The sequence below is a fragment of the Nocardiopsis terrae genome (assembly GCF_014651695.1).
Lineage (GTDB): Bacteria > Actinomycetota > Actinomycetes > Streptosporangiales > Streptosporangiaceae > Nocardiopsis > Nocardiopsis terrae.
This window is the reverse complement of the sequence record NZ_BMXJ01000002.1, coordinates 799288-820386: the sequence shown is the minus strand read 5'-3', so window position 1 is coordinate 820386 and position 21099 is coordinate 799288. Positions and strand designations below refer to the sequence as shown.

The window sequence follows — 21099 nt, the reverse complement described above, 5'->3', positions numbered from 1 at the left end:
GCGCCCGTCCCGGCGGACGTCACGGCGAGCACGGCCCTTCGGAGCCCCGGCCACCGGTGGGAGGATGCCCCCATGAGCCTCTTCGTCGCGCTGTGGCCGTCGCCGCCGGTTCGCGGACAACTGGAGTCCGCGGTGCGCGCGGCCCGGCCCACGGCCCGGGGACTGCGCTGGAGCCCCCCGCGGGAACGGCACCTCACCCTGGTCTTCCTCGGTGAGGTCGGGGGACGGCTCCCCGAACTCACCCGGGCACTGGACCGCGCGCTGGCGGGCCGTCCCGCCCTCGACCTCTCGCTGGAGGACTGGGGCACCTTCCCCCTCCGGGCCGATCGGGCCGCGGTGCTCTGGGCCGGGGTCGGCGGGGAGGGGCTCCACGAGCTCGCCGAGGTCCTGGGGGAGGCCGCTCGTGCCACGGGCGTGCCCGTCGCGTCACGTCCCTTCGTGCCGCACATCACCCTGGCCAGGGCCAGGCCGCCCCGGGACGCCGCCGAGACCCTGCGCGCACTCGGCCCCGCGCCCTCCGCCGACTGGTCAGTGGACCGGGTCGACCTCGTGGAGAGCCGACCGGGGGACCCCGACCGCTACCGGACCGTTCGGACCTGGGGTCTACTCTGGGGTAGCGATTCCCAACGAGCACCGGAGCGGGGCACGTCATGAGCATGCTCACCAACAACCGCAAGCAGCGCTGGCTGCTGCCCGTGGTGCTCGGCTCGATCATGCTCATCGTGGTCCTGGGCGCCCTGCTCGGCTGAGCCCGAACTCCACGCCCCCGTCTTCTCACACGGCCGCGCGGTCCCTCCCGGCTTGACCCTGACGCCCGTGTCAGGGTTCTAGCGTGCCGCCATGCCCACTCACACACTCCGCTCCGGCTGGTTGGCGTGCCTGGCCCTGACCGCCTTCGCGGTCGGTACCGACGACCTCGTCATCGCCGGACTCCTGCCGGCCATCGCCCAGGACCTCGACGTCAGCGTCGCCGTCGCCGGACAACTGGTGACGGTCTTCTCCCTCACCTACGCCGTGGCGGCCCCACCGCTGGCGGTGGCCACCGCACGGGCGCCCCGCCGGGCCCTCCTCCTCGTCGGGCTCGCCCTGTTCGCACTCGCCAACCTGGTGACCGCCCTCGCCCCCACCTACGCCGTCCTGATGGCGATGCGCGTGGTCGCCGCACTGATCGCCGCGACCCTCACCCCGGCCGCCTTCTCCATGGCTGCCCGGCTCGCCCCGCCCGAGCGGACCGGACGCGCCGTGGGGGCGGTCGCTGCGGGTCTGACCGTGGCCCTGTTCCTCGGGGTGCCGATCGGCGCATTCCTGGGCTCCGCCCTCGGATGGCGTTCGGCCTTCGTGGCCGTGGCCCTGCTCACCTGCGCGGTCCTCGCCGCCTCGGCCCTGCGCCTGCCCGGACTGCCCGGGGCGCCGGAGACCGGGGTCCGCGAGCAGTTGCGCCACCTGGGCCGCCCGGCCCTCCTGCTCTGCGTCACCGGCACCGTCATGGGCGCCACCTGCGGGTTCATGACCTACACCTATATCGCCCCGATCACCCTGGACCTCACCGGGGCCACAGGGGCCGCCCTGTCCCCCCTGATCGCGGTGGTGGGGGCGGCCGGAGCGGTCGGTACCCTCCTGTGCGGGCGGGCCACCGACCTCTGGGGCGCCGACCGCGTCCTGCTCGCCGCCTTCGGCGGCATGGTCGCGACCAGTCTGGCCCTGACCTTCCTCGGACAGTTCGGCGCGGGCGCTGCCCCGGTGTGGACCCTGGGGTGCGTGCTGGCCCTGTGGGGGTTCGCGGCCTGGGGGTTCGCCGCCCCGATGAACGCCCGCCTCCTCCGTCTGGCCGGGGACGCGGGTACCGAGGCCCTGGCCCTGAACACCGGCGGGCTCTACGTGGGCACCGCGGTGGCGGGCGCCGTGGGCGGCACGGTCGTCGCCGGAGCCGGAGGCTCGGGGGTGCCGCTCGTCGCCACCGTCATCGGCCTGGCCGCACTCGCGGTCATGGCGCTCTCCGTCCGGTGGTTCCCCACCTCGGCCCCGACGCCCGCCGAACCGAGTCGGGCCGACGCGGACTGAGCGGCGCCCGTAGGCTCGCGGGTACGTGTGACGCCGGCGCGTGCCCGCGGAGCCGCCTCGGAACACGTGTCCGCAGCAGCACTCGTTGACGGGAACGGAGACGGTATGCGCATCGGAGAACTCGCCGAACGCACGGGGGCCAGCACCCGGTCCCTGCGGTACTACGAACAGCGCGGTCTGCTCGCCTCCGAACGGGCGGCCAACGGCTACCGGGAGTACGGGGCCGAAGCGGTCGAACGGGTGCGTAACATCCGCCTCCTACTCGAATCCGGCCTGACCTCGCAGGACATCCGGGAACTGCGGGCCTGCCTCGAACTCGACCTGGTCCGCGAACCCGATTGCGCCGAGGCCCTCGCCCTCTACGAACAGCGGCTCCAGGCGGTCCGGGAGCGCATCGACGCCCTTTCCGCCACCGAGCAGCGGCTCGAACGCCGACTGGCCGAAAGAGCGCAGACGTAGAGCCGCCGGGCGTTCAGCCGTCCCCGGGCGCGAACACGAGCGTCCCGAACCCGTCTGCCTCGGCGCAGGCGAGCACGGGCCCGCCCGCGACACCGGGCGGCCCCGGTTCAGGCGGAGGCCAGCGAGAGCGCGTGCGCCACCAGCGCCGCGTTGTCGTGCGCCTCCGTACCGTCGGGCAGGCGCATCGTGTCCTCCAGGCCGATCCGGATGTCCAGCCCCGCGTCCAGGGCGTCCTCCAGCATCGGCCAGGCCGTCGCGTCCGCGCCGTGCAACAGGCGGGGGACGCCCACCTTCGCCCGGTCCAGCAGGGAGTTGATCGCGTCGGCGTTGCGCCGGGCGTCCTCCGCCGCGACCTGGGTCGGTTCCACCAGCACGGCCGCCACCTCCACCCGGGTGGCGAGCAGGATCCGCGCGGCCTCCACCGTCCACACCCCCGCCTCCACGGCCACACGGCGGTCGCCCAGAAGCTGGATCAGGTCCACCGAACCCGCTTCGTGCAGGTTCACCGAAACCGAGTCCGGTAAGGCCGGGGAGGCCCACCGCTGCACCAGGTCGTAGCGCCGCCACGGGTCGGACTCCGCGGACAGGGACGTGGTCAGCGACACCGGGACGTCCGGGACCTCGGCGCGCATCCGCTCCATGAGCTCCGACACCACCTGGGGCTCCAGGGACTCCGCGCCCCCGTGGTCGCGCGGGTGGATGTGCACGGCGGTGGCGCCCGCGGCCACCGCCGAGCGGGCGTCGGTGACGAGCTGGTCGACGGACACGGGCAGGGCCGGGTGCGCGCCCGGACGGCGATCCCCGTTGAGACAGGCGACGATCCTCATGGGTCCCTCCTCGCGGCACTGCGTGTAAGCCGAATGTGCCCGCTCGCACCCGGGTGCAAGCCACCCGGGACTTCTCCTGGCAGGATGGCGGGCATGAGAAGACCTCTGGCCCTCGTCACGGCCGTCCTGTTCGCACTCTCCCCGGCGGTACCCGCCACGGCCGACTCCGTGGACCCCGAGGGCGGTTCGGGCGGCCCCGACTACCCGCGCGGCAGCGAGGGGCCGGAGGGTTCGGAGGTCGCCTTCGAGTTCCAGGACGGGCGGATCGCCGAGTCCAGCGGACTGGCGCCCTCACTGCTGCACGAGGGCGTGTGGTGGACGCACAACGACAGCGGTGACTTCGCGCCCGAGGTGTACGCGGTGAACGAGGAGGGCGAGACGGTCGCGACCATCGCCCTGAACGTGGAACTCCGGGACTGGGAGGCGATCACCGTCGGTCCGGGCCCCGCGGGCGAACCGACGGTCTTCGTCGGCAACATCGGTGACAACTTCGGCGGCAGCTGGCCGAACGTCCGCGTCTACCACTTCACCGAACCCGAGGTCCTGGCCGACACGACCGTCGACCCGGCGGTGCTCACCTTCACCTACGAGGACGGGGGCCGCGACGCCGAGGGGATGATGATCGACCCGAGGGACGGACGCCTGTACGTGGTGTCCAAGGAGTTCGCGGGCAGTGTGTACACGGTCCCGGAGAATCTGGATCCCGACGGCGAGAACGTCCTGAGCAGGGTCGACTCCGCCCCGCTGTTCGCCACCGACGCCGCGTTCAGCCCCGACGGCAGCCGCTACGCCATCCGCACCTACTGGGGCGTGACCCTCTACGACGCGACCAACGGGGTGCCGGGCGCCTCGGTGGGCTCCTTCGACCTGCCGGAGACGGAACAGGGCGAATCGGTGGCGTTCACCCCGGACGGCACCGCGCTGATGGCCGGGACCGAGGGCCCCGGCGCCGAGGTCTGGCGGGTCCCCCTGGAGGGCGAACAGCTCCCCGACTCCGCCGTCGAGGCTGCCGGGGGCGGGTCCCACGCCGAGGCGGCCGGAGACGGGGGCTCGGACGAGGACGCCGGGGACGGGGGCCCGGACGAGGAGGAAACCTCGAACGGCGCCGCCCCGCTCATCGTCGGCGGGGTCGCGGTGGCCGTCGTGCTGATCGGCGGGATCGTCCTCCTGGTCCGTCGGGCCTGACCCCGCCCGGGCGCGGCGGCTGAGCCGTGCCCGGGCGGCCTCCCGGACCCCGCGCGGGCCCGGGGCCGCGCCTCTACCCGACCGGCTGCGGGTCCAGGAAGTGCTCCCGGCACAGGAAGGCGTGCCGGGAGAAGTCGGAGAACACGCCGTCCACCCCGGCCTCGAAGAAGGCCTCGTACTCGGCGGCGAAGCCCCCGTAGTCGTGGGGGTCGCCGTCCGAGCGCAGCTCGGCGGGGAGGAAGTGGTTCTCGCTGCGGAACGTGTAGGGGTGCACGAGCAGGCCGGCCTCGTGGGCGTTCTCGACCAGGTCGGTGGGCTCGCCCAGGGAGCCGTCCTCGCCGGTCGGCACGACCAGGCTCTTGTGCGGGCCGATGGCGTGCGCGAACGCCGCCACCTCGGCCAGGCCGTCCGGGGTCGTGTAGTGCAGCCAGTGGTCCTCGGTGCCCATCAGGTACACCAGGGGCAGCCCGGTCTCGGCGAGCTTGCGCAGGCTCTCCGCCTCGAAGGACTGGAGGAAGACCGGGACCTTCGGCTCCTCGCCGACCAGCTCCGCCTCGCGCAGCGCGGCGATCAGCTTCGGCTCCAGCTCCAGACCCTGTTCCACGTGGTAGGCCGGGTGCTTGGTCTCGGGGTAGATCCCGATCGGGCGGCCCAGTTCCTCGGTGAGGGAGAGGGCCAGATCGACGACCTCCTGGAGGGTCGGGATCTGGTAGGTCCCGTCCATCACCGCGTTGTCCGGACGGACCTCGGCCATGCGCTCCCGGGCGCGCAGGCTCCTGATCTCCTCGAGGGTGAAGTCCTGTGCGAAGAACCCCTCCGCCTCGCGGCCGTCGACGGTCCGGGTGGTGCGCCGGTCGGCGAACTCGGGACGGTCGGCCACGTCCGTGGTCCCGCCGATCTCCTGCTCGTGGCGGCAGATCAGGTGGCCGTCCCTGGTGGCGACCAGGTCCATCTCGATGAAGTCGCCGCCGTGCCGGGCCCCCAGCTCGTAGGAGGCCAGGGTGTGCTCGGGCCGGTGCCCGGAGGCGCCCCGGTGCGAAATGATCTTGATGGGGATCTCGGTCTTCTTGTTCCTGCGCACAGTGGAACCGTCCTGACAAGCGATGAGCGTGAGTGCGAAAAGGAGGCCGACCCGCGTGCGGCGGGTCGGCCTCCATTCTCCAACGTCGGCGGACCGGTTCGGGACGGTCCTGCGGGAGCCCGTCTCAGGAAAGCTTGGTCAGGACGTGGTCGATGCACTCGGTGAGCGCGTTGACGTCACTGGGCTCCACCGCGGGGAACATGGCGACCCGGAGCTGGTTGCGGCCCAGCTTGCGGTAGGGATCGGTGTCCACGATGCCGTTGGCCCGCAGGACCTTGGCGACCTGGGCGGCGTCGACCTCGTCGGAGAAGTCGATGGTGCCGACCACCTGGGAGCGCTGGGCCGGGTCGGTGACGAACGGCGTCGCGACCGGGGAGCGGTCCGCCCAGTTGTAGAGGATGGAGGAGGACTCGTGGGTGCGGGCCACGGTCCACTTCAGGCCGCCCTGGCTGTTCATCCACTCCAGCTGTTCGGCGAGCAGCAGCAGCGTGGCCACGGCCGGGGTGTTGTAGGTCTGGTCCTTGGCGGAGTTGGCGACCGCGGTGGGCAGCGAGAAGAACTCCGGGACGTAGCGGCCGCTCGCGGCGATCTCCTCGACCCGGGCCAGCGCCCTGGGCGACATGACCGCGATCCACAGGCCGCCGTCGGCGGCGAAGCTCTTCTGCGGGGCGAAGTAGTAGACGTCGGTCTCGGCGATGTCGACCGGCAGGCCGCCCGCGCCGCTGGTGGCGTCCACGAGCACGAGCGCGTCCTCGTCGGCTCCGGCGACCCGTCTGATCGGGGCGGCCACGCCGGTGGAGGTCTCGTTGTGGGTGAGGGCGTACACGTCCACCCCGGCCTCGGCGACGGCCTCGCCGTGGGTGCCCGGGTCGGTGGTGATGACCGTCGGGTCCTCCAGCCAGGGGGCGCCCTCGGCGACCTTCGCGAACTTGCTGGAGAACTCGCCGAAGGCCAGGTGCTGGGACTTGGCGCGCAGCAGGCCGTGGGCGGCGATGTCCCAGAAGGCGGTGGTGCCGCCGTTGCCGAGGACCACCTCGTAGCCCTCGGGCAGGGAGAAGAGTTCACTCACGCCGGCACGGACCCGGCCGACCAGGGACTTGACCGGCTTCTGCCGGTGGGAGGTCCCCATGTAGTGGGGGCCGGAGGCGGCGAGGGCGTCGAGCTGGGCGGCACGGACTTTGGAGGGGCCGCTTCCGAAACGGCCGTCGGCGGGCAGCAGGTTCGCGGGAATCTGAATCTCGGTCACGTCGAACAGCGTAGTGGGGGGCCCTGCGACGCCGCCGGTCAGGGCGGCAATTGCCGCCGTGAAATCACGTGACGTTTCCAACGCATTGTCACAGGCGCGGTTCTGGCCGGTATAGGTCAGCGTTAATTCCGGCAAAAGGGATGAACCTCGGGTCCCTTCTGCTGTCTAATGGGGCGGCTGTCGGGGGGACGAGTACGACACGACCGCGGAGGGATCTTTCGAGTGTCCGACCAGACACCCGGCACCCAGAAGGAGCAGCCGGACAGACCCACCTTCATCCGGGTCTTCGAGGCCCTGCGACGACGCCCCTCGCGGGCCAGTCACACCAGGCTCCGGAGGATGGAGCGCAGGGTGGCCCGGCGGCGTCCCGCCGAGAAGGGCGAGCTCCAGCGCGGTGACATCGCCGAACCACCGCCCGTCCTGGACGTGGTCGCCGAACGCCCCGCCGACCGAGCCGCCGTCCAGCGCATGCTGGTGCGCGCGAGCGCCGTCGGCCCCGTGTGGCTGCTGCCGGAAGGGCTCCCCGAAGACGCCGCCCAGACCGCCCATGATCCCTCCGGCGCCCGTGAGCTCCGTGACGGCCAGGGGCCCCGGCACATCGGCGAACCCCGACGCCGTGATGCCCCCTCTGCTGGCAGGGGGCGGCGTTGGCCCTGGTGGGCCCGAGCCATGGACACCACGGCCCCACCGCCCCCGCGACCGCCCCGCCCGGAGAGGGACCGGGACACCGCGCGGGCCGCCGAGGACGTGGACACCGACGTCACCACCAAGGAGCTGTACGACCTCCTGGAACGGCTGGTGGACGGCGGGTTCGCGTGGATGGACGAGCCTCCCGGGCCGCCGCGCGGACGCAAGCCCCCGCCCCCGCCCCGGTTCTCCCGGGTTCGCTCCCTGCTGTGGCTCCGGCGCTGCGACCTCAAGAAAATCCGGAGCGAGCTCCCCGAGATCGATCTCGATCACGACACCATCCTGAACACCAGCAACGCCCAGGTGGAGGTGATCAACGCGCTGCGCCAGGTCCGTCTGGAGAGCGCGCGCAAGCGCAGGGACGACCTCGTGGAGCGCGTGGTACGGGCCGCCGACGAGCCGGAGTCCGTGGTGGCGCCCAGCCGCTGGGAACTGGCCCGCAGCCGCTTCGTGGTCTACTGGCGCAACCTCGCCAGCAGCGCGGCCAGGACCTCCCGCATGGTCACCCGGGCCTCGGGAAAAGCCACCTTCGGATCTCTCGACGAGAAGATCCTCACCCCGCTGGCCTTCGTCGTCTCCCTGGTGGTCACGGCGGCCCCCTTCGCGTTCGTGGGACTGGCCGCCCAGCAGGTCAACGAGCTGGTCTCGGTCCTGGTCGGCGCGCTGCTGGTCACCGTCTACCTGCTCACCGTGTTCTTCTTCTTCCGGCCCTGGCGCCCCTACCTGTGGCTGAACCACCACCGCTACCTCCTGGGCCAGAAGGGTCAGGACGGCTCCGATAACAGCACCGACCAGGGCTACACACGCCGCCATCGCGCACGCGGCGTCCACCTCCTCAACCAGCTCAACAACCCCAAGCAGGACAAGGGGCGGATCGACAAGCCGGGTGGTCCGCCCGGCACCCACCAGATCGCGGTCAACGCCCTGTTGGACGACCTTCACCGGGCCTACGGAGCGGGCCGCCGCGGCCTCCGCCGCCGGACCGGGGCACGGCCGGTGCTCGTCTACGACCAGCGGCGTCTGGACCGGGTCGGCCGCTACCTGGTCTGGCTGATCGAGTCGGAGCGCCTGCGCAGGGCCTTCCCCGACCCCCTGCTTCTGGTCCAGGTACGCGACTCCGAACTCCCCCCGCTGGTGGGTGGCGCCGTCGGCGCCATCCCCGGTAGAACCCTGCCCGAGTTCACCAGCACCGGGAACAAGGAAAGGAAAGACGTTGATGAGAGTGAGAAGGAGAAGGCGTCCTCGCTGATCCGGGAGTGGACCCAGCGCCGTTACCTGGCCGGGGTTCTCGGTGCCGAACGAGTCATCACCCAGCGCGTCGGGCCGCTGCCAGGGGGCGGCCGGTGGCACACCCGGCGGGGGACCCCCGAGTGGGTGCTGAACGGACCGACCCTCGCCGGGGTGTGGACCGCCGGGGTCGCGGGCACCACCGCCGTCCTGCTCCTGTTCGGAGTGGTCTTCCTGCCCACGGTGGCGCAGGCGCGCAACCCCTGTGTCCAGGACGGGGTCAGCCAGCCCGACGGCATCACGCGCGTGGGCAGGCAGTGCGTCGGCGTCACCTTCGGCGACTTCGTGTTCCACGACCGGCTGGAGGAGGTCACCGAGCTCATCCGCGAACAGAACGAGGCGGTGAGCGCCAGCGGGGACCCCTACGTCACCATCGCCCACATCGCCGAACTGAATGTCGCCGACCCCGCCGACCCCACCCTCGCGGGCGGTCAGGGCGAACTCCTGGGGCTCGCGTACCAGCAGCGCGAGCACAACCGGATCAAGGAGGCGAGGTACCCCCGGATCAAACTCCTCATCGGCAACGCGGGGCGGGACTGGGAGCACTCCCTGGTGACCGCCCAGGAGATCGTGGACCGTGCCGAGGACGAGGGGCTGGGCATGGACCGCCCGATCGCCGCCGTCGGGTTCGGCCACAGCGTCGTCCCCAACAGCCGCGCCATCCGGAAGGTGGGCGAGGCCTCGATCCCCATGGTGGGGACCACCGCCACCTTCGACGACGTCGCCCAGTACGGCGCGCGGGAGCACAGCGAGTTCTACTTCCCGATCGCCCCGGCCAACACACGTGTCGCGGAGCAGGCCGCCCACTGGGCCAGACAGGGGGTGCCCTGGAGCGGGACCGACGGGGTGGAGCGCGGGCTCGAACCGCACCGGACCGCCGTGGCCATCGCCAGCGCCCAGACCGACGCCGAGGGCGGCAAGCACGAACAGTACGGTCCGCACCTGGCGAGGGAGTTCATCGCGGCCTTCCGGGAGGGCGGCGGCACCGTGTGGGAGGGCGCGGAGGGGCTCGACGGCGACGAGTACGACGGCGAGGGCGTCCTGCTCTACCAGACCGGCGACCCGGAGACCGACACCACCTACGCGGAGCAGCTGGAACGCCTGTGCACCGACGACGACCCGCCGGACCTGCTCTACTACGCGGGCCGCTCCGACGACTTCACCGGCTTCTACCGCAGGTTCATCCGGACCGGCGGCCAGGACTGCGTCGACGGGCACATGACCATCCTCGGCGGTGACGACATCTCCAAGTTCGTCTCCGACGAGGAGGGGCTCATCGGCAGCAACGCCGACCACCACTCGGTGTTCTACACGCCGTTGGCGCCCAGCGGCCCCTGGGGCGGCCCGGGGAACGACGCGGGCGGCAGCGACCAGGGGTTCTACGAGGACATCGACACCCTGGTGGGTGACCTGTACGAGAAGGAGGACGAGGACGGGGAGGTGGTCCTGGCGCCCAAGGCGGACCTGCCGTCGATCGCGCACGCCGCCGTGGCCAGCGACGCCCTCCTCGTGGTCTCCGAGGCGCTTCCGGTCACCGGTCTGACCCGGGAGGAGCTGTCGGCGAAGAGCCCGCTGCGGTGGATCGGGCTGGACCGGCACCCGTACCTGCGGACCCGGGAACAGTACGAGGAACAGCGCGACCTGCTGCACGGCGCGGTCAAGGGCACCGGCAACCTCACCGGGGTCTCCGGTTACATCGAGTTCGACGCCGACAACGACGGCAACTGGTTCGACGGCCGGATGGTGCAGCTGGTGCTGGTCGGCCCGGCGGTGCGCAACCCCGAGACCGGTGAGCGGCAGCGCCAGCACGTCGTCCAGCGGTGCGGGATGCGCAACGCCGACACCGCCGAACCTGGTGCCCAGTGTCTGCCCGTGCTCCCCGAAGGTGCGCGATGACCGGCGTGAGAGTATGCGTCGTGTGGATCACCAGAACCCTGCCGAACTGCGGAAACCGTACATGGGTGAACCTCTGCGCCGTTCCGGTCTCGCCGACCTGCCGATGACGCAGTTCCACCTGTGGTTCGACGAGGCCTGTGAATCGGGTCTCGCCGAACCCAACGCGATGGTGCTGTCCTCGGTGGAGCCCTCCGGGATGCCGCGCTCGCGCACGGTGCTGATGAAGGGCTACGACAGTTCGGGGCTGCGCTTCTTCACCAACTACACCTCGCGCAAGGCCCGGGCGCTGGACGCCGACCCCCGCACGTGCGTGGTTTTCCCCTGGCACGCGATCCGCCGTCAGGTCCTGTTCGCGGGCCGGGTGGAGCGGCTCGGCGACGAGGAGAACGACCTCTACTTCGCCTCCCGCCCGCGCGGCTCCCAGCTGGGGGCCTGGGCGAGCGAACGCCAGTCCCGACCGGTCGCGGACCGGGCCGAACTGGACCGCCTCTTCCACGAGTTCGATTCGGTGTGGGCCGCGGACGAATCCATCCCCAGGCCCGCCTACTGGGGCGGTTTCCGGCTCTTCCCCTCGGAGGTGGAGTTCTGGCAGGGCGGTGAGGACCGCATGCACGACCGCTTCCGCTACCTGCTGGTCGAGGACGGCGGCTGGGAGATCGAGCGCCTGGCGCCCTGAGGCGCGGTCCGGGGAACCACGGCCGGCCGTGTCCGGTCGGTCAGCGGCGCGGGGACCGGTCGGCCGGGGGTGACGTTGGTCGCGTCTCGGGCGGGTCCGAGGGATGATGGGGCCTGCGGGGGAGATCCGCAAGGGTCTTTTGGATAATTCACGTTTCAACCAGATACCCTGCACGCCTGTGACCTCGGACCCTTGCCCGGCCGGGGTCGCCCGGGCCGAGTGTGTCCGCATTGTGAGACGGCGTCGAAAACCAGGCCCGTCGCACCGCGATATGCTTGGCGTATCGGTGGTCGCTCCCGCGGTCCTGCGGACGCCCCGGTCCCCACTCGGCCCCAGGGAATCACGTGGTCCCGGCCTGTGTTGTGAGAGACCTGCCGTGCCCGCCGTGACCGCGCGCCGGGCGCAGAGCCTTGGGAGGGGAGTCTTGACCGCACACGGGCTGATCGACACCACGGAGATGTACCTCCGTACGGTCTTCGAGCTCGAAGAGGAGGGCATCGTCCCGCTTCGGGCCCGCATCGCCGAACGCCTGCACCAGAGCGGCCCCACGGTGAGCCAGACCGTCGCCCGGATGGAGCGTGACGGCCTGCTGCGGGTCGAGAACGACCGACACCTGGTGATGACCGCCGAGGGACGCAGGCTGGCCACCCACGTCATGCGCAAGCACCGGCTCGCCGAGCGCCTGCTCGTCGACGTCATCGGGCTGCCCTGGGAGGACGTCCACATCGAGGCCTGCCGCTGGGAGCACGTCATCTCGGAGGCCGTGGAGGAGCGTCTGGTCACGCTGCTCAACGCCCCGTCGGTGTGCCCGCACGGCAACCCGATCCCCGGTCTGGAGGAGCTCGGCCTGGAGGGTTACGCACCCGAGCCGTTCACCGACGACTCCATCGTGCCGATGATCGACGCGGTCTCGAAGACGGAGAGCACCGTCACCGTGCGCCGCATCAGTGAACAACTCCAGCCGGACGCCGACATCATGCTCACCTTGCGCAAATCCGGGGTACAACCGGGGCAGGAAGTCGTACTGCGAGCTTCGGACGACGGAGTGCGCGTCATCGGCGAAGGTGAGGACACCGAGATCCCCGCCGACGTCGCGGGGCACATCTTCGTCGCCAAGCCGTGAAACGTCCGTACACGTTGATTGGTTGCTCATCGGGATTGTCTCATTGCGCTGCGGGAACATTGGCGGTGTTGCTACGCTCGCCCCAAGGTGCGGTCGTTCGGAGTACCCGGAGCGGGCATGTGCGCAGCTCATGACGGCGAGGTGGCGGCTAGATGACACGGTGGGGTGAGCCCTTCCGGGAGAGCGGCGCGCTAGCCAAGGCCGAGGTCGTCGACCAGGCCCAGATCGCCATCGTCGTCATCGACCGGTTCAGCCTCCTTCGCTACTGGAACCCGTACGCGCGCGAACTCTTCGGGTTCGTCGGCGGACGCGACTACGTCGGCCTGTCCCTGCTGGACATCGGCATCCACGAGTCCGACCGCGAACACGCCTCCCAGCTGGCCCGCCGCGTCCTGCGCGGCGAACCCTGGGAGGGCACCTTCGCCGTGCTCAAGGGCGACTCCACCTGGATCCACGTACGGGCCCAGGCGGTGCCCATGCACGACAACGCGGGCGAGATCGACGGCATCGCCCTGATCGCCCGCGAGGCCCTGCGCAGCGGCCGGGTCGAGGAACAGTACGGCCTGCTCGAACGGATCGGCAGTCGCCTGGCCAGTTCGCTGGAGTTCGACTCCACGGTCAAGGGTGTGGCCGGGATCCTGGTGCCCCAGTTCGCCGACCACTGCTTCATCGACCTCTACGACCACGACCGCCTGGTCAGACAGGTCTCCGTGCACGCCGAGGGCTGGTCCCCGCCGCCCCGGACCTGGTTCGACGTCGGCGACGAGGTCCGCTACCCCGAACGCCACTTCGTCACCCAGGCGATGCGCCGCCTGGAGACCGTCGTCAGCAGCGACTACCTCTACGAGAACTCACCCAACGACCGTTCCGACCGGGTCTCCCGGCAGGTCGGCGTCACCTCCGCCATCGCCGCCCCGCTGCGGGCCCGGGGCGAGGTCCTCGGTGTGCTCACCCTGGCGCTGTCCGGCCTCTCGCCCCGGCAGAAGAGCACCTACGGCGGCTTCGACCGGGACCTGGTCGGCGCCATCGCCTCCAGGGTCGCGCTGGCCATCGACAACGCCCGCCTCTTCGAGGAGGAGCGCAGTACCGCGCTCGCCTTCCAGAACAGTCTGCTGCCCAGCCACTTCCCGCCCCTGGACGGGCTGACCCTGGCCCACCGCTACCTGCCCGCCGGCCCGCTCCAGGCCCACGGGCACGGCGTCCAGACCCAGGTCGGCGGCGACTTCTACGACGCGATCCCGCTCTCCGCGGGCCGCGTCGGCCTCGTCATCGGCGACGTCGAGGGGCGGGGCCCGCACGCCGCCGCCGTCATGGGGCAGTTGCGTGCCGCCCTGCGCGCCTTCGCCCAGGCCGACCGGGAGCCCGCGGACATCCTGCGCGAACTCGACGAGTGGGTACGCCAGCTCGGCACCCCCGACGGGAACGGCGGTGTCTGGATCCCCAGCGTCAGCTGCCTCTACATGGTCTACGACGCCTGGTCCCGGGAGCTGTCCTACGCCAACGCGGGACACGCCTCCCCGCTGCTCATCACGTCGGAGTCGGTTGACGCCCTCGACCTGGAGGTCACCGACCGCATGCTGGGCGTGCGCGCCAGGGGCGGCTCCGGTGAGGACATCGTCTACCACCAGGCCGACCTGCGTCTGCCCCTGGGTGCGACCCTGGTGATGTACACCGACGGCATGGTGGACCGGCGACCTGTCGGCGGGAGGGCCGACCCCGAGCGCGCGCTGGCCCGGCTGACAGAACGGGTCGCCGAGGTCGCCGACAAGGACGTGGAACAGATCGCCGAGGCCGCGGTGCACAGCGTTCCGGGTGAACTGGACGACGACACGGCGCTCCTGGTCGTGCGCACCCACTCCGAGGAGCTCGCCCTGCGCGAGGGCTGGTTCCCCTCGGAGGCGTCCACGGTGGGTGCGGCCCGGCACCTGGCTGCCGACACCTTCAAGGATTGGGGCGTCGACCGCGACCAGGCCGAACTGGCCTGCCTGCTGGTCTCGGAGATCGTCACCAACGTGGTCATCCACGCCACCCCGCACCCGGTGCACCGGGAGTTCACCGGTAGCGGTGTCCTGGACTCGGAGTCCCCGCTCGACCCGGGCGGTGCGGCCGACGAGTTCGACGAGGACTGGAGCGACCTGCTGGAGGCGGTCGCCGAGGAGGACGAGTCCAGCGACGACCCGGGGGACAAGGAGTTCCTGCTCCGACTCCGCCGGGGGGCCAGCGCCGTGTGGGTGGAGGTCTTCGACCACGACCTGCGCCTGCCCCGGATCCGCAGCGCCGCCGCCGACGACGAGGGCGGTCGCGGTCTGTACCTGGTCGAGCAGCTCGCCAGCCGCTGGGGCTCCCGGCCCACCCCGGACGGCAAGGCCGTCTGGTTCGAGATGCCCATGCACGGCGACGCCGGGGTCGAAGAGGCGGAGAAGGACGACGAGGAGTAGGCGGCGGCCCCGCCGGGCCGCGCCCCCTCCTTCGTCGTCATCCGAGGCCGGCCGCTCCGTTCCGGGTCCTTTTCCCTGGTCGGGGACCGTGCCGCCGTAAACCCGTTTCGGCCTGCGAAAAAAAATGCAGCGAACCCTCCTTGCTCGCCTGTAGTCGGCTGGTTACTTTATCCAGTGGTAAAGGGTCGATCCGGCTGCTCGAATGGTGGTGCGTGCATTGTCTTCCGGGGGTTTGAAATCGGTTCCGGGTTCCCCGGATCCCTTCATGGAACAAAGTCCCGATAGGTCCTCGGGATCCAGTCGTTCCCTGTTGGGGTCCGGTCTGCGCGGTGGTGTCTCCCTCCTCGGGGCGCTAGGCCTGGTGATCGCACTCGCCACCCCGGCCTTCGCGGCGCCTCCCCCCGCTCTTCCTGCGAATTCGTCCGAGGCCGAGGCGAAATGGCAGCCCGCCTTCGACTACGACACGGACGGTTGCTATTCCACCCCGGCTGTCGGTCCGGGCGGAAGTGTCGCCGGAGGGCTCAAGACCTCGGGGGCGTTGAACGGAAACTGCCGGGACCGGTCCGACCTGGACAACACCAATTCCTATTCCCGTGCCAGCTGTGACGGCAGCGGGTGGTGCGCCTACATGTACGCGCTCTACTTCGAGAAGGACCAGGTCCTGCCCGGTTGCTGCGGCCACCGGCACGACCTGGAACACGTCGTCGTGTGGGTGCTCGACGACGAGGCCCGGTACGTGTCCGCCTCCGCCCACGGCGACTACGACACCCGGGCCGCCGAGGACGTCCTGTGGGAGGGCACCCACCCCAAGATCGTCTACCACAAGGACGGCCTCTCGACCCACGCCTTCCGGTTCGCCGCCCCTCACGACGACCCGCCGGAGAACCACCACGGTGAGTGGCAGTACCCGGACCTGGTGGGCTGGGAGGGCTATCCCGAGGGCGTCCGGGACGTCTTCGTGACGGCCGACTACGGGTCGGCCCAGCTCGACCTCAGGGACGACCGGTTCGGTGGCGCCCTGGCCAGGGCGCTCCCCGACGGCGTCGACTTCGCCCCGTACGCCCCCTGATCCCCTGACCACCACGGCCGGGTCCGGCCGTCCGGTCCTTACCCGCCTTCGGACCGTCCACCGGGCCCAGCTCTCCCTCCGGGCGCCGTCAAGGCCCGCCACCCCTCGGGGCGGCGGGCCTTCGGTGTGGGTTCAGCGGTTGGACCAGGCCCACAGCAGCAGGCAGACGAAGATGAAGAAGACCACGATGCCGCTGGTCGCCCAGGGGATATGGATCCTCGGCCGGAGCTTGCGCACGGCGATGACGAGCAGTACCACCAGCAGCCCCATCACGATGAGGCCGTCCCACGCTCCGCTCATGATCCGGACCCTTCGGGGTTGGGGGAGGTCCTACACGCCCTTACAGGCCCAGGCCCCGGCCCACGATCTCCTTCATGATTTCGGTGGTGCCACCGTAGATCGTCTGGACCCGGGTGTCCTGCCATGCCCGTGCCACGGGGTATTCCATCATGTACCCGTACCCGCCGTGAAGCTGAAGGCACCGATCCATGACCCGGTTGCACATCTCGGTGGTCCACCACTTGGCCTTGGCGGCGTCCTCGACGGTCAGTTCACCCTTGTTGAGCAGCTCGACGCCCCGGTCGACGTAGGTGCGGCCCAGGTCCACCTCGGTCGCCAACTCGGCCAGGACGAAACGGGTGTTCTGGAAGCGCCCGATCGAACGGCCGAAGGCGGTGCGCTCCCGGCAGTAGTCGATGGTGTGCTGGAGCATCTGGTCGGCCGAGGCGACCGCACAGGTGGCGATGGACAGCCGTTCCTGGGGAAGGTTCTGGAGCAGGTGGATGAAGCCCTGGCCCTCGGTGCCGATCAGGTTGGCGGCCGGGACGCGCACGTTGTCGAAGAACAGCTCGGCGGTGTCCTGGGCCTTCATGCCGATCTTGTCGAGGTTGCGGCCCCGGTCGAAGCCGGGCATGTCCCGCTCCACGGCGAGGAGTGAGAAGCCCTGCGCCCCGGCCTCGGGGTCGGTCTGGCAGACCACGATCACCAGGTCGGCGTTGATGCCGTTGGTGATGAAGGTCTTGCTGCCGTTGAGGACGAACTCGTCCCCGTCGCGGACCGCGGAGGTCCTGATCCCCTGGAGGTCGCTGCCGGTGCCGGGTTCGGTCATCGCGATGGCGGTGATGAGCTCGCCGCTGGCGAAGCCGGGCAGCCAGCGCCCCTTCTGTTCGTCGTTGGTCAGCCCCACCATGTACGGCGCCATCACGTCGTTCTGCAGGGTGATGCCCAGCCCGCTGGCGTGTGCTCGGCAGATCTCCTCGTTGACGATCTGGTTGTAACGGTAGTCGTGCAGCCCGGTGCCGCCGAACTCCTCTGGGACACCGTGACCGAGGAGGCCGACCCGGCCCGCCCTGACCCACACCTCGCGGGGCACGATGCCGTCCTTCTCCCACTGGTCGTGGAAGGGAGCCACGTCCCTCTTGAGGAACTCGGCCACCGATTCGCGGAAGAGGTCGTGGTCGGCGTCGAAGAGTTCCCGCTTCATGCGCTGCTCCGGAGGGTGTCGGGGATCACTGGTGTTCCCACACGGTAACCGAATCGAATTCGGTTTTGAAGAGACGGGGGCAAGCCGGGGCAAAGTTCCTGGTCGGATGGGCGGTTCCCGGTGGTCTGGCAGGGTCGGGTTCCTAGTCTGGCCGCAGCGGGGTCGTCGGCGATCCGGGCACGGCCCGACCAGGGGGAGGCGATTCGATGGCCAGGGAGAGTACGGCCGACCAGCGGGACCGGAGCGAGTACCGCGGAGGGCGGATCGCGCTGATCATGACCGCCCTCATGCTCACCGTCCTGCTCGCGGCGCTGGACCAGACCATCGTCTCCACCGCCCTGCCCACGATCGTCTCCGACCTCGGCGGCCTCAACCACCTGTCCTGGGTGATCACCGCCTACCTGCTCGCCGTCACCGCCAGCACCCCGCTCTGGGGCAAGCTCGGCGACCAGTTCGGCCGCAAGAGGCTGTTCCTGTGGTGCATCGCGATCTTCCTCCTGGGCTCGGCGCTGTGCGGTATGGCGCAGGACATGCTCCAACTGGTGCTGGCCAGGGGGTTCCAGGGGATCGGCGGCGGCGGACTCATGGTGCTCGCCTCGGCGCTCATCGGCGACGTCGTCTCACCGAGGGAACGCGGCAGGTACCAGGGCCTGTTCGGGGCGGTCTTCGGTATCTCCAGTGTGGCCGGACCCCTGCTGGGCGGCCTGTTCGTGGACCACCTGTCCTGGCGGTGGGTGTTCTACGTGAACCTTCCGCTGGGGCTGATCGCCTTCCTGACCGTCCTGGCCGTACTGCCCCGGCAGGTCCCGGTCGGCCGCCGGAACATCGACTACGCGGGCATCGTGCTGCTCGCCGCCACCGCCGTCTGCCTCACCCTCGTGGCCTCCTGGGGCGGCGGTGTCTACTCCTGGCTGTCCTGGCAGATCATCACCCTGGCCGCGGGTGGTCTGGTCCTGGGCGTCGGCTGGTGGCTCACCGCCCGCCGGGCGAGCGACCCCGTCATGCCGCTCAGCCTGTTCCGCGACCCGACCATCGCCGTCGCCATGGCCATCGGCTTCTGCGTGGGCTTCGCGATGATGGGTTCGATGGCGTTCCTGCCGCTGTTCCTCCAGGTCGTCCACGAACTCTCGCCGACGGCCTCGGGCCTGCACCTGCTCCCGATGGTGGCGGGCATGTTCCTCACCTCGATCACCAGCGGCCGCCTGGTCACCCGGACCGGCCGCTACAAGGTCTATCCGATCGCCGGTATGGCGCTCACCTCGGCAGGACTCTTCCTGATGTCGGGGATGGGGCCGGACAGTTCGATGCTGGAGATGAGCGCCTACTTCTTCGTCCTCGGCTCCGGACTGGGGTTGGTGATGCAGGTGGTGGTCGTGGTGGTGCAGAACGCCGCCTCCTACGACGACCTGGGGGTGGCGACCTCCTCGGCGACCTTCTTCCGGTCGATCGGCGGCTCCTTCGGTACGGCGGTCTTCGGTGCGGTGTTCGCCAGCCAGCTCGCCGCGAACCTGGCCGACCGCGTCGGGCGGGTCCAGTTCCCGCCGGGGGTGGACCCGAGCGCCCTGGAGAGCGACCCGAGCGCCGTCGACCGGCTGCCGCCGCAGGTCCAGGCGAGCTTCCTGGGCGCCTACGCCGACGCCATCGACACGGTGTTCCTGTGGGCGGTCCCGGTCGCCCTGGCCGGACTGGTGCTGGCCCTGTTCCTCAGGCAGGTTCCGCTGCGCACCACCATCAGGGCCCCGGACCTGAACGAGGCGGTGTCCCCGGTGGCCTCGCCCGGCCGCAGCGCCATGGAGCAGGTGGAGCGCGAGGTCTACGCGGCCTGTGGTGCCGAGGGGGCGGAGACCATGTACACGCGGCTGCGCGAGGCCGCGGGCCTGGAGGTCTCCATCGAGGCCTGCTGGGCACTCAGCCACCTCGGGGTCAGGGGGTCGCTGACCGTGGCCGAGCTGGTCCGGATGTCCGGGCTGGACGCCTCCCGTTGGCGGGACGTCCACCAGGAGATGCTGGAGGCGGGCTACCTGGTCGAGGAGGGCGAGCCGTGGGAGCTCAACTGGCGGGGCGAGGACGCCGTGCGGAGACTGTACGAGGCCCAGCGGACGGCGTTGCGCTCACTGCTCGCCGACTTCGGCCCCCGGGAGCACCCGGACGTGGTCGAGGTCCTGGAGCGGGTCACCGGCGGGACTCTCGGGGACGAGGACGACGCCCCCCGCTCGGGCCAGCACCGTTTCGACCGCGGTTCGCGCTGAGGCAGCGTCGCCGCGGTGGGCCTTCCGAGCCGGGAACACCGCGCTGAACTGGGCGGGGGCCCGTAAGGCGGGGGGCGGGGTCTTGCCAGGAAGCCAAAACCGAATACAGTTCGGTTCAGCAGGACGTCACATTCCACGCCCCTTGGAGGACCCCGTGGCCGAGGCCTACATCGTCGGAGCAGTACGCACCCCCGTCGGCACGAAGAAGGGTGCGCTGGCCGCCGTGCACCCGGCGGACCTGGGGGCGCACGTCCTCAAGGAGCTCGTCGAGCGCACCGGGGTCGACCCGGCGGCGGTCGAGGACGTCATCATGGGCGTCGTCAGCCAGGCCGGTCCGCAGGCCCTGGACCTGGCCCGCACCGCGTGGCTGTCCGCCGGCCTTCCCGAGACCGTCCCCGGCGTCACCATCGACCGCCAGTGCGGCTCCTCCCAGCAGTCCATCCACTTCGCCGCACAGGGCGTCATGTCCGGCACCCAGGACCTGGTGGTGGCGACCGGTGTGGAGAACATGGGCATGGTCCCCATGGGCGCCAACGTCCAGTTCGCCGTGGACAACGACCTCCCGCTGTACGGCGAGGGCTGGATCGAGCGGTACGGCTTCCAGGAGATCTCCCAGTTCCGCGGCGCCCAGCTCATGTGTGAGAAGTGGGGCTACAAGCGCGAGCAGCTGGAGGAGTTCGCGCTGGAGAGCCACAAGCGCGCCGCCGCCGCGCAGGAGGCCGGTTACTTCGACTCCCAGATCGCCCCGATCGCCGGGGTGGGCGGGGACGAGGGCATCCGCCCCGACACCACCCTGGAGAAGATGGCCGGGCTCAGGCCGCTGCGCGAGGACTGGGAGCTCACCGCCGCGGTCGCCAGCCAGGTCTCCGTGGGCGCCGGCGCGCTGCTCATCGCCTCCGAGCGCGCGGTGGAGCAGCACAACCTGACCCCGCTGGCCCGCGTCGTCCAGCTGTCGCTGGTCGGCGACGACCCGGTCTACATGCTCACCGCCCCGATTCCGGCCACCAGGATCGCCCTGGAGAAGGCGGGCCTGAGCATCGACGACATCGACGTCACCGAGATCAACGAGGCCTTCGCCCCGGTCCCGATGTCCTGGATCGACGAGCTCGGCGCGGACCCGGCCAAGGTCAACCCGAACGGCGGCGCCATCGCCCTGGGCCACCCGCTGGGCGCCACCGGTTCCGTCCTGATGACCAAGCTGGTCAACGAGCTGCACCGCACCGGCGGCCGCTACGGCCTCCAGACCATGTGCGAGGGCGGCGGCCAGGCCAACGTGACCATCATCGAGCGCGTCTGACCCGGACCCCGGGCCCCGAACACCGGGCCGCACCC

Annotated in this window: 16 protein-coding genes; 11 read left to right on the top strand and 5 right to left on the bottom strand. The window is 70.8% G+C overall.

Annotated features, from left to right (window positions below; translation table 11 throughout):
* Positions 1 to 72 precede the first annotated feature (72 nt).
* The 3 genes from thpR (at position 73) to IE195_RS07710 (ending at position 2520) form a co-directional block, all read left to right on the top strand.
* Complete coding sequence (gene thpR, locus IE195_RS07720; protein ID WP_191268875.1) at positions 73 to 654, top strand: RNA 2',3'-cyclic phosphodiesterase; 582 nt, start codon at positions 73 to 75, stop codon at positions 652 to 654.
* Between the two features lie 186 nt (positions 655 to 840).
* Positions 841 to 2061, top strand: coding sequence for an MFS transporter (locus IE195_RS07715; protein ID WP_191268873.1), 1221 nt, complete (start codon positions 841 to 843; stop codon positions 2059 to 2061).
* Positions 2062 to 2166: 105 nt separating this feature from the next.
* Positions 2167 to 2520 carry a MerR family transcriptional regulator gene (locus IE195_RS07710; protein ID WP_191268871.1) on the top strand — a complete coding sequence of 118 codons (354 nt, stop codon included), beginning with the start codon at positions 2167 to 2169 and terminating at the stop codon, positions 2518 to 2520.
* A gap of 107 nt (positions 2521 to 2627) precedes the next feature.
* Here IE195_RS07710 and IE195_RS07705 read toward each other — a convergent pair whose 3' ends face one another.
* The gene (locus IE195_RS07705) at positions 2628 to 3347 is read right to left on the bottom strand and encodes a 3-keto-5-aminohexanoate cleavage protein (protein ID WP_191268869.1); all 720 of its coding nucleotides are present in this window, start codon (positions 3345 to 3347) and stop codon (positions 2628 to 2630) included.
* A gap of 93 nt (positions 3348 to 3440) precedes the next feature.
* Between IE195_RS07705 and IE195_RS07700 the strand changes: the two genes are divergently transcribed.
* Positions 3441 to 4532, top strand: a complete 1092-nt coding sequence (locus IE195_RS07700; RefSeq protein WP_191268867.1) for a hypothetical protein — start codon at positions 3441 to 3443, stop codon at positions 4530 to 4532.
* Between the two features lie 73 nt (positions 4533 to 4605).
* On the opposite strand, the gene IE195_RS07695 is transcribed toward IE195_RS07700, so the two are convergent.
* Positions 4606 to 5613 (bottom strand): glycerophosphodiester phosphodiesterase family protein, encoded by a 1008-nt coding sequence (locus IE195_RS07695; protein WP_191268865.1) that lies wholly within the window; start codon positions 5611 to 5613, stop codon positions 4606 to 4608.
* 124 nt (positions 5614 to 5737) lie between these two features.
* A complete protein-coding gene (serC, locus tag IE195_RS07690; RefSeq protein ID WP_191268863.1) occupies positions 5738 to 6859 on the bottom strand; it encodes a phosphoserine transaminase in 1122 nt (373 codons plus the stop codon).
* 222 nt (positions 6860 to 7081) lie between these two features.
* Between serC and IE195_RS07685 the strand changes: the two genes are divergently transcribed.
* The 5 genes from IE195_RS07685 (at position 7082) to IE195_RS07665 (ending at position 16035) form a co-directional block, all read left to right on the top strand.
* A complete protein-coding gene (locus tag IE195_RS07685; RefSeq protein ID WP_191268861.1) occupies positions 7082 to 10729 on the top strand; it encodes an ABC transporter substrate-binding protein in 3648 nt (1215 codons plus the stop codon).
* A gap of 22 nt (positions 10730 to 10751) precedes the next feature.
* Positions 10752 to 11405 (top strand): pyridoxamine 5'-phosphate oxidase, encoded by a 654-nt coding sequence (gene pdxH / locus IE195_RS07680; protein ID WP_191268859.1) that lies wholly within the window; start codon positions 10752 to 10754, stop codon positions 11403 to 11405.
* A gap of 424 nt (positions 11406 to 11829) precedes the next feature.
* Entirely contained in the window at positions 11830 to 12528 is a 699-nt protein-coding gene (locus IE195_RS07675; protein WP_191268857.1) for an iron-dependent transcriptional repressor DtxR, read from the top strand.
* 152 nt (positions 12529 to 12680) lie between these two features.
* A complete protein-coding gene (locus tag IE195_RS07670) occupies positions 12681 to 14966 on the top strand; it encodes a SpoIIE family protein phosphatase (protein ID WP_191268855.1) in 2286 nt (761 codons plus the stop codon).
* A gap of 361 nt (positions 14967 to 15327) precedes the next feature.
* Positions 15328 to 16035: an NPP1 family protein gene (locus IE195_RS07665; RefSeq protein WP_229826112.1), complete on the top strand. Its 708-nt coding sequence runs from the start codon at positions 15328 to 15330 to the stop codon at positions 16033 to 16035.
* A 132-nt stretch (positions 16036 to 16167) separates the two neighbouring features.
* On the opposite strand, the gene IE195_RS07660 is transcribed toward IE195_RS07665, so the two are convergent.
* Together IE195_RS07660 and IE195_RS07655 are read right to left on the bottom strand one after the other, a co-directional pair.
* A complete protein-coding gene (locus tag IE195_RS07660) occupies positions 16168 to 16335 on the bottom strand; it encodes a hypothetical protein (RefSeq protein ID WP_191268851.1) in 168 nt (55 codons plus the stop codon).
* Positions 16336 to 16375: 40 nt separating this feature from the next.
* Positions 16376 to 17518: an acyl-CoA dehydrogenase family protein gene (locus IE195_RS07655; protein ID WP_191268849.1), complete on the bottom strand. Its 1143-nt coding sequence runs from the start codon at positions 17516 to 17518 to the stop codon at positions 16376 to 16378.
* A 206-nt stretch (positions 17519 to 17724) separates the two neighbouring features.
* Between IE195_RS07655 and IE195_RS07650 the strand changes: the two genes are divergently transcribed.
* Both IE195_RS07650 and IE195_RS07645 read left to right on the top strand, forming a co-directional pair.
* Positions 17725 to 19767 (top strand): MDR family MFS transporter, encoded by a 2043-nt coding sequence (locus IE195_RS07650; protein WP_191268847.1) that lies wholly within the window; start codon positions 17725 to 17727, stop codon positions 19765 to 19767.
* Between the two features lie 154 nt (positions 19768 to 19921).
* On the top strand, positions 19922 to 21064 hold the full coding sequence (locus tag IE195_RS07645; protein WP_191268845.1) for an acetyl-CoA C-acetyltransferase: 1143 nt from the start codon (positions 19922 to 19924) through the stop codon (positions 21062 to 21064).
* Positions 21065 to 21099: the final 35 nt, after the last annotated feature.

Excerpts from the sequence above, each read along its gene's own strand:
- thpR (WP_191268875.1), top strand. The coding sequence starts at position 73 with ATGAGCCTCTTCGTCGCGCTGTGGCCGTCGCCGCCGGTTCGCGGACAA.
- IE195_RS07715 (WP_191268873.1), top strand. The coding sequence starts at position 841 with ATGCCCACTCACACACTCCGCTCCGGCTGGTTGGCGTGCCTGGCCCTG.
- IE195_RS07710 (WP_191268871.1), top strand. The coding sequence starts at position 2,167 with ATGCGCATCGGAGAACTCGCCGAACGCACGGGGGCCAGCACCCGGTCC.
- IE195_RS07705 (WP_191268869.1), bottom strand. The coding sequence starts at position 3,347 with ATGAGGATCGTCGCCTGTCTCAACGGGGATCGCCGTCCGGGCGCGCAC.
- IE195_RS07700 (WP_191268867.1), top strand. The coding sequence starts at position 3,441 with ATGAGAAGACCTCTGGCCCTCGTCACGGCCGTCCTGTTCGCACTCTCC.
- IE195_RS07670 (WP_191268855.1), top strand. The coding sequence starts at position 12,681 with ATGACACGGTGGGGTGAGCCCTTCCGGGAGAGCGGCGCGCTAGCCAAG.
- IE195_RS07660 (WP_191268851.1), bottom strand. The coding sequence starts at position 16,335 with ATGAGCGGAGCGTGGGACGGCCTCATCGTGATGGGGCTGCTGGTGGTA.
- IE195_RS07655 (WP_191268849.1), bottom strand. The coding sequence starts at position 17,518 with ATGAAGCGGGAACTCTTCGACGCCGACCACGACCTCTTCCGCGAATCG.
- IE195_RS07650 (WP_191268847.1), top strand. The coding sequence starts at position 17,725 with ATGGCCAGGGAGAGTACGGCCGACCAGCGGGACCGGAGCGAGTACCGC.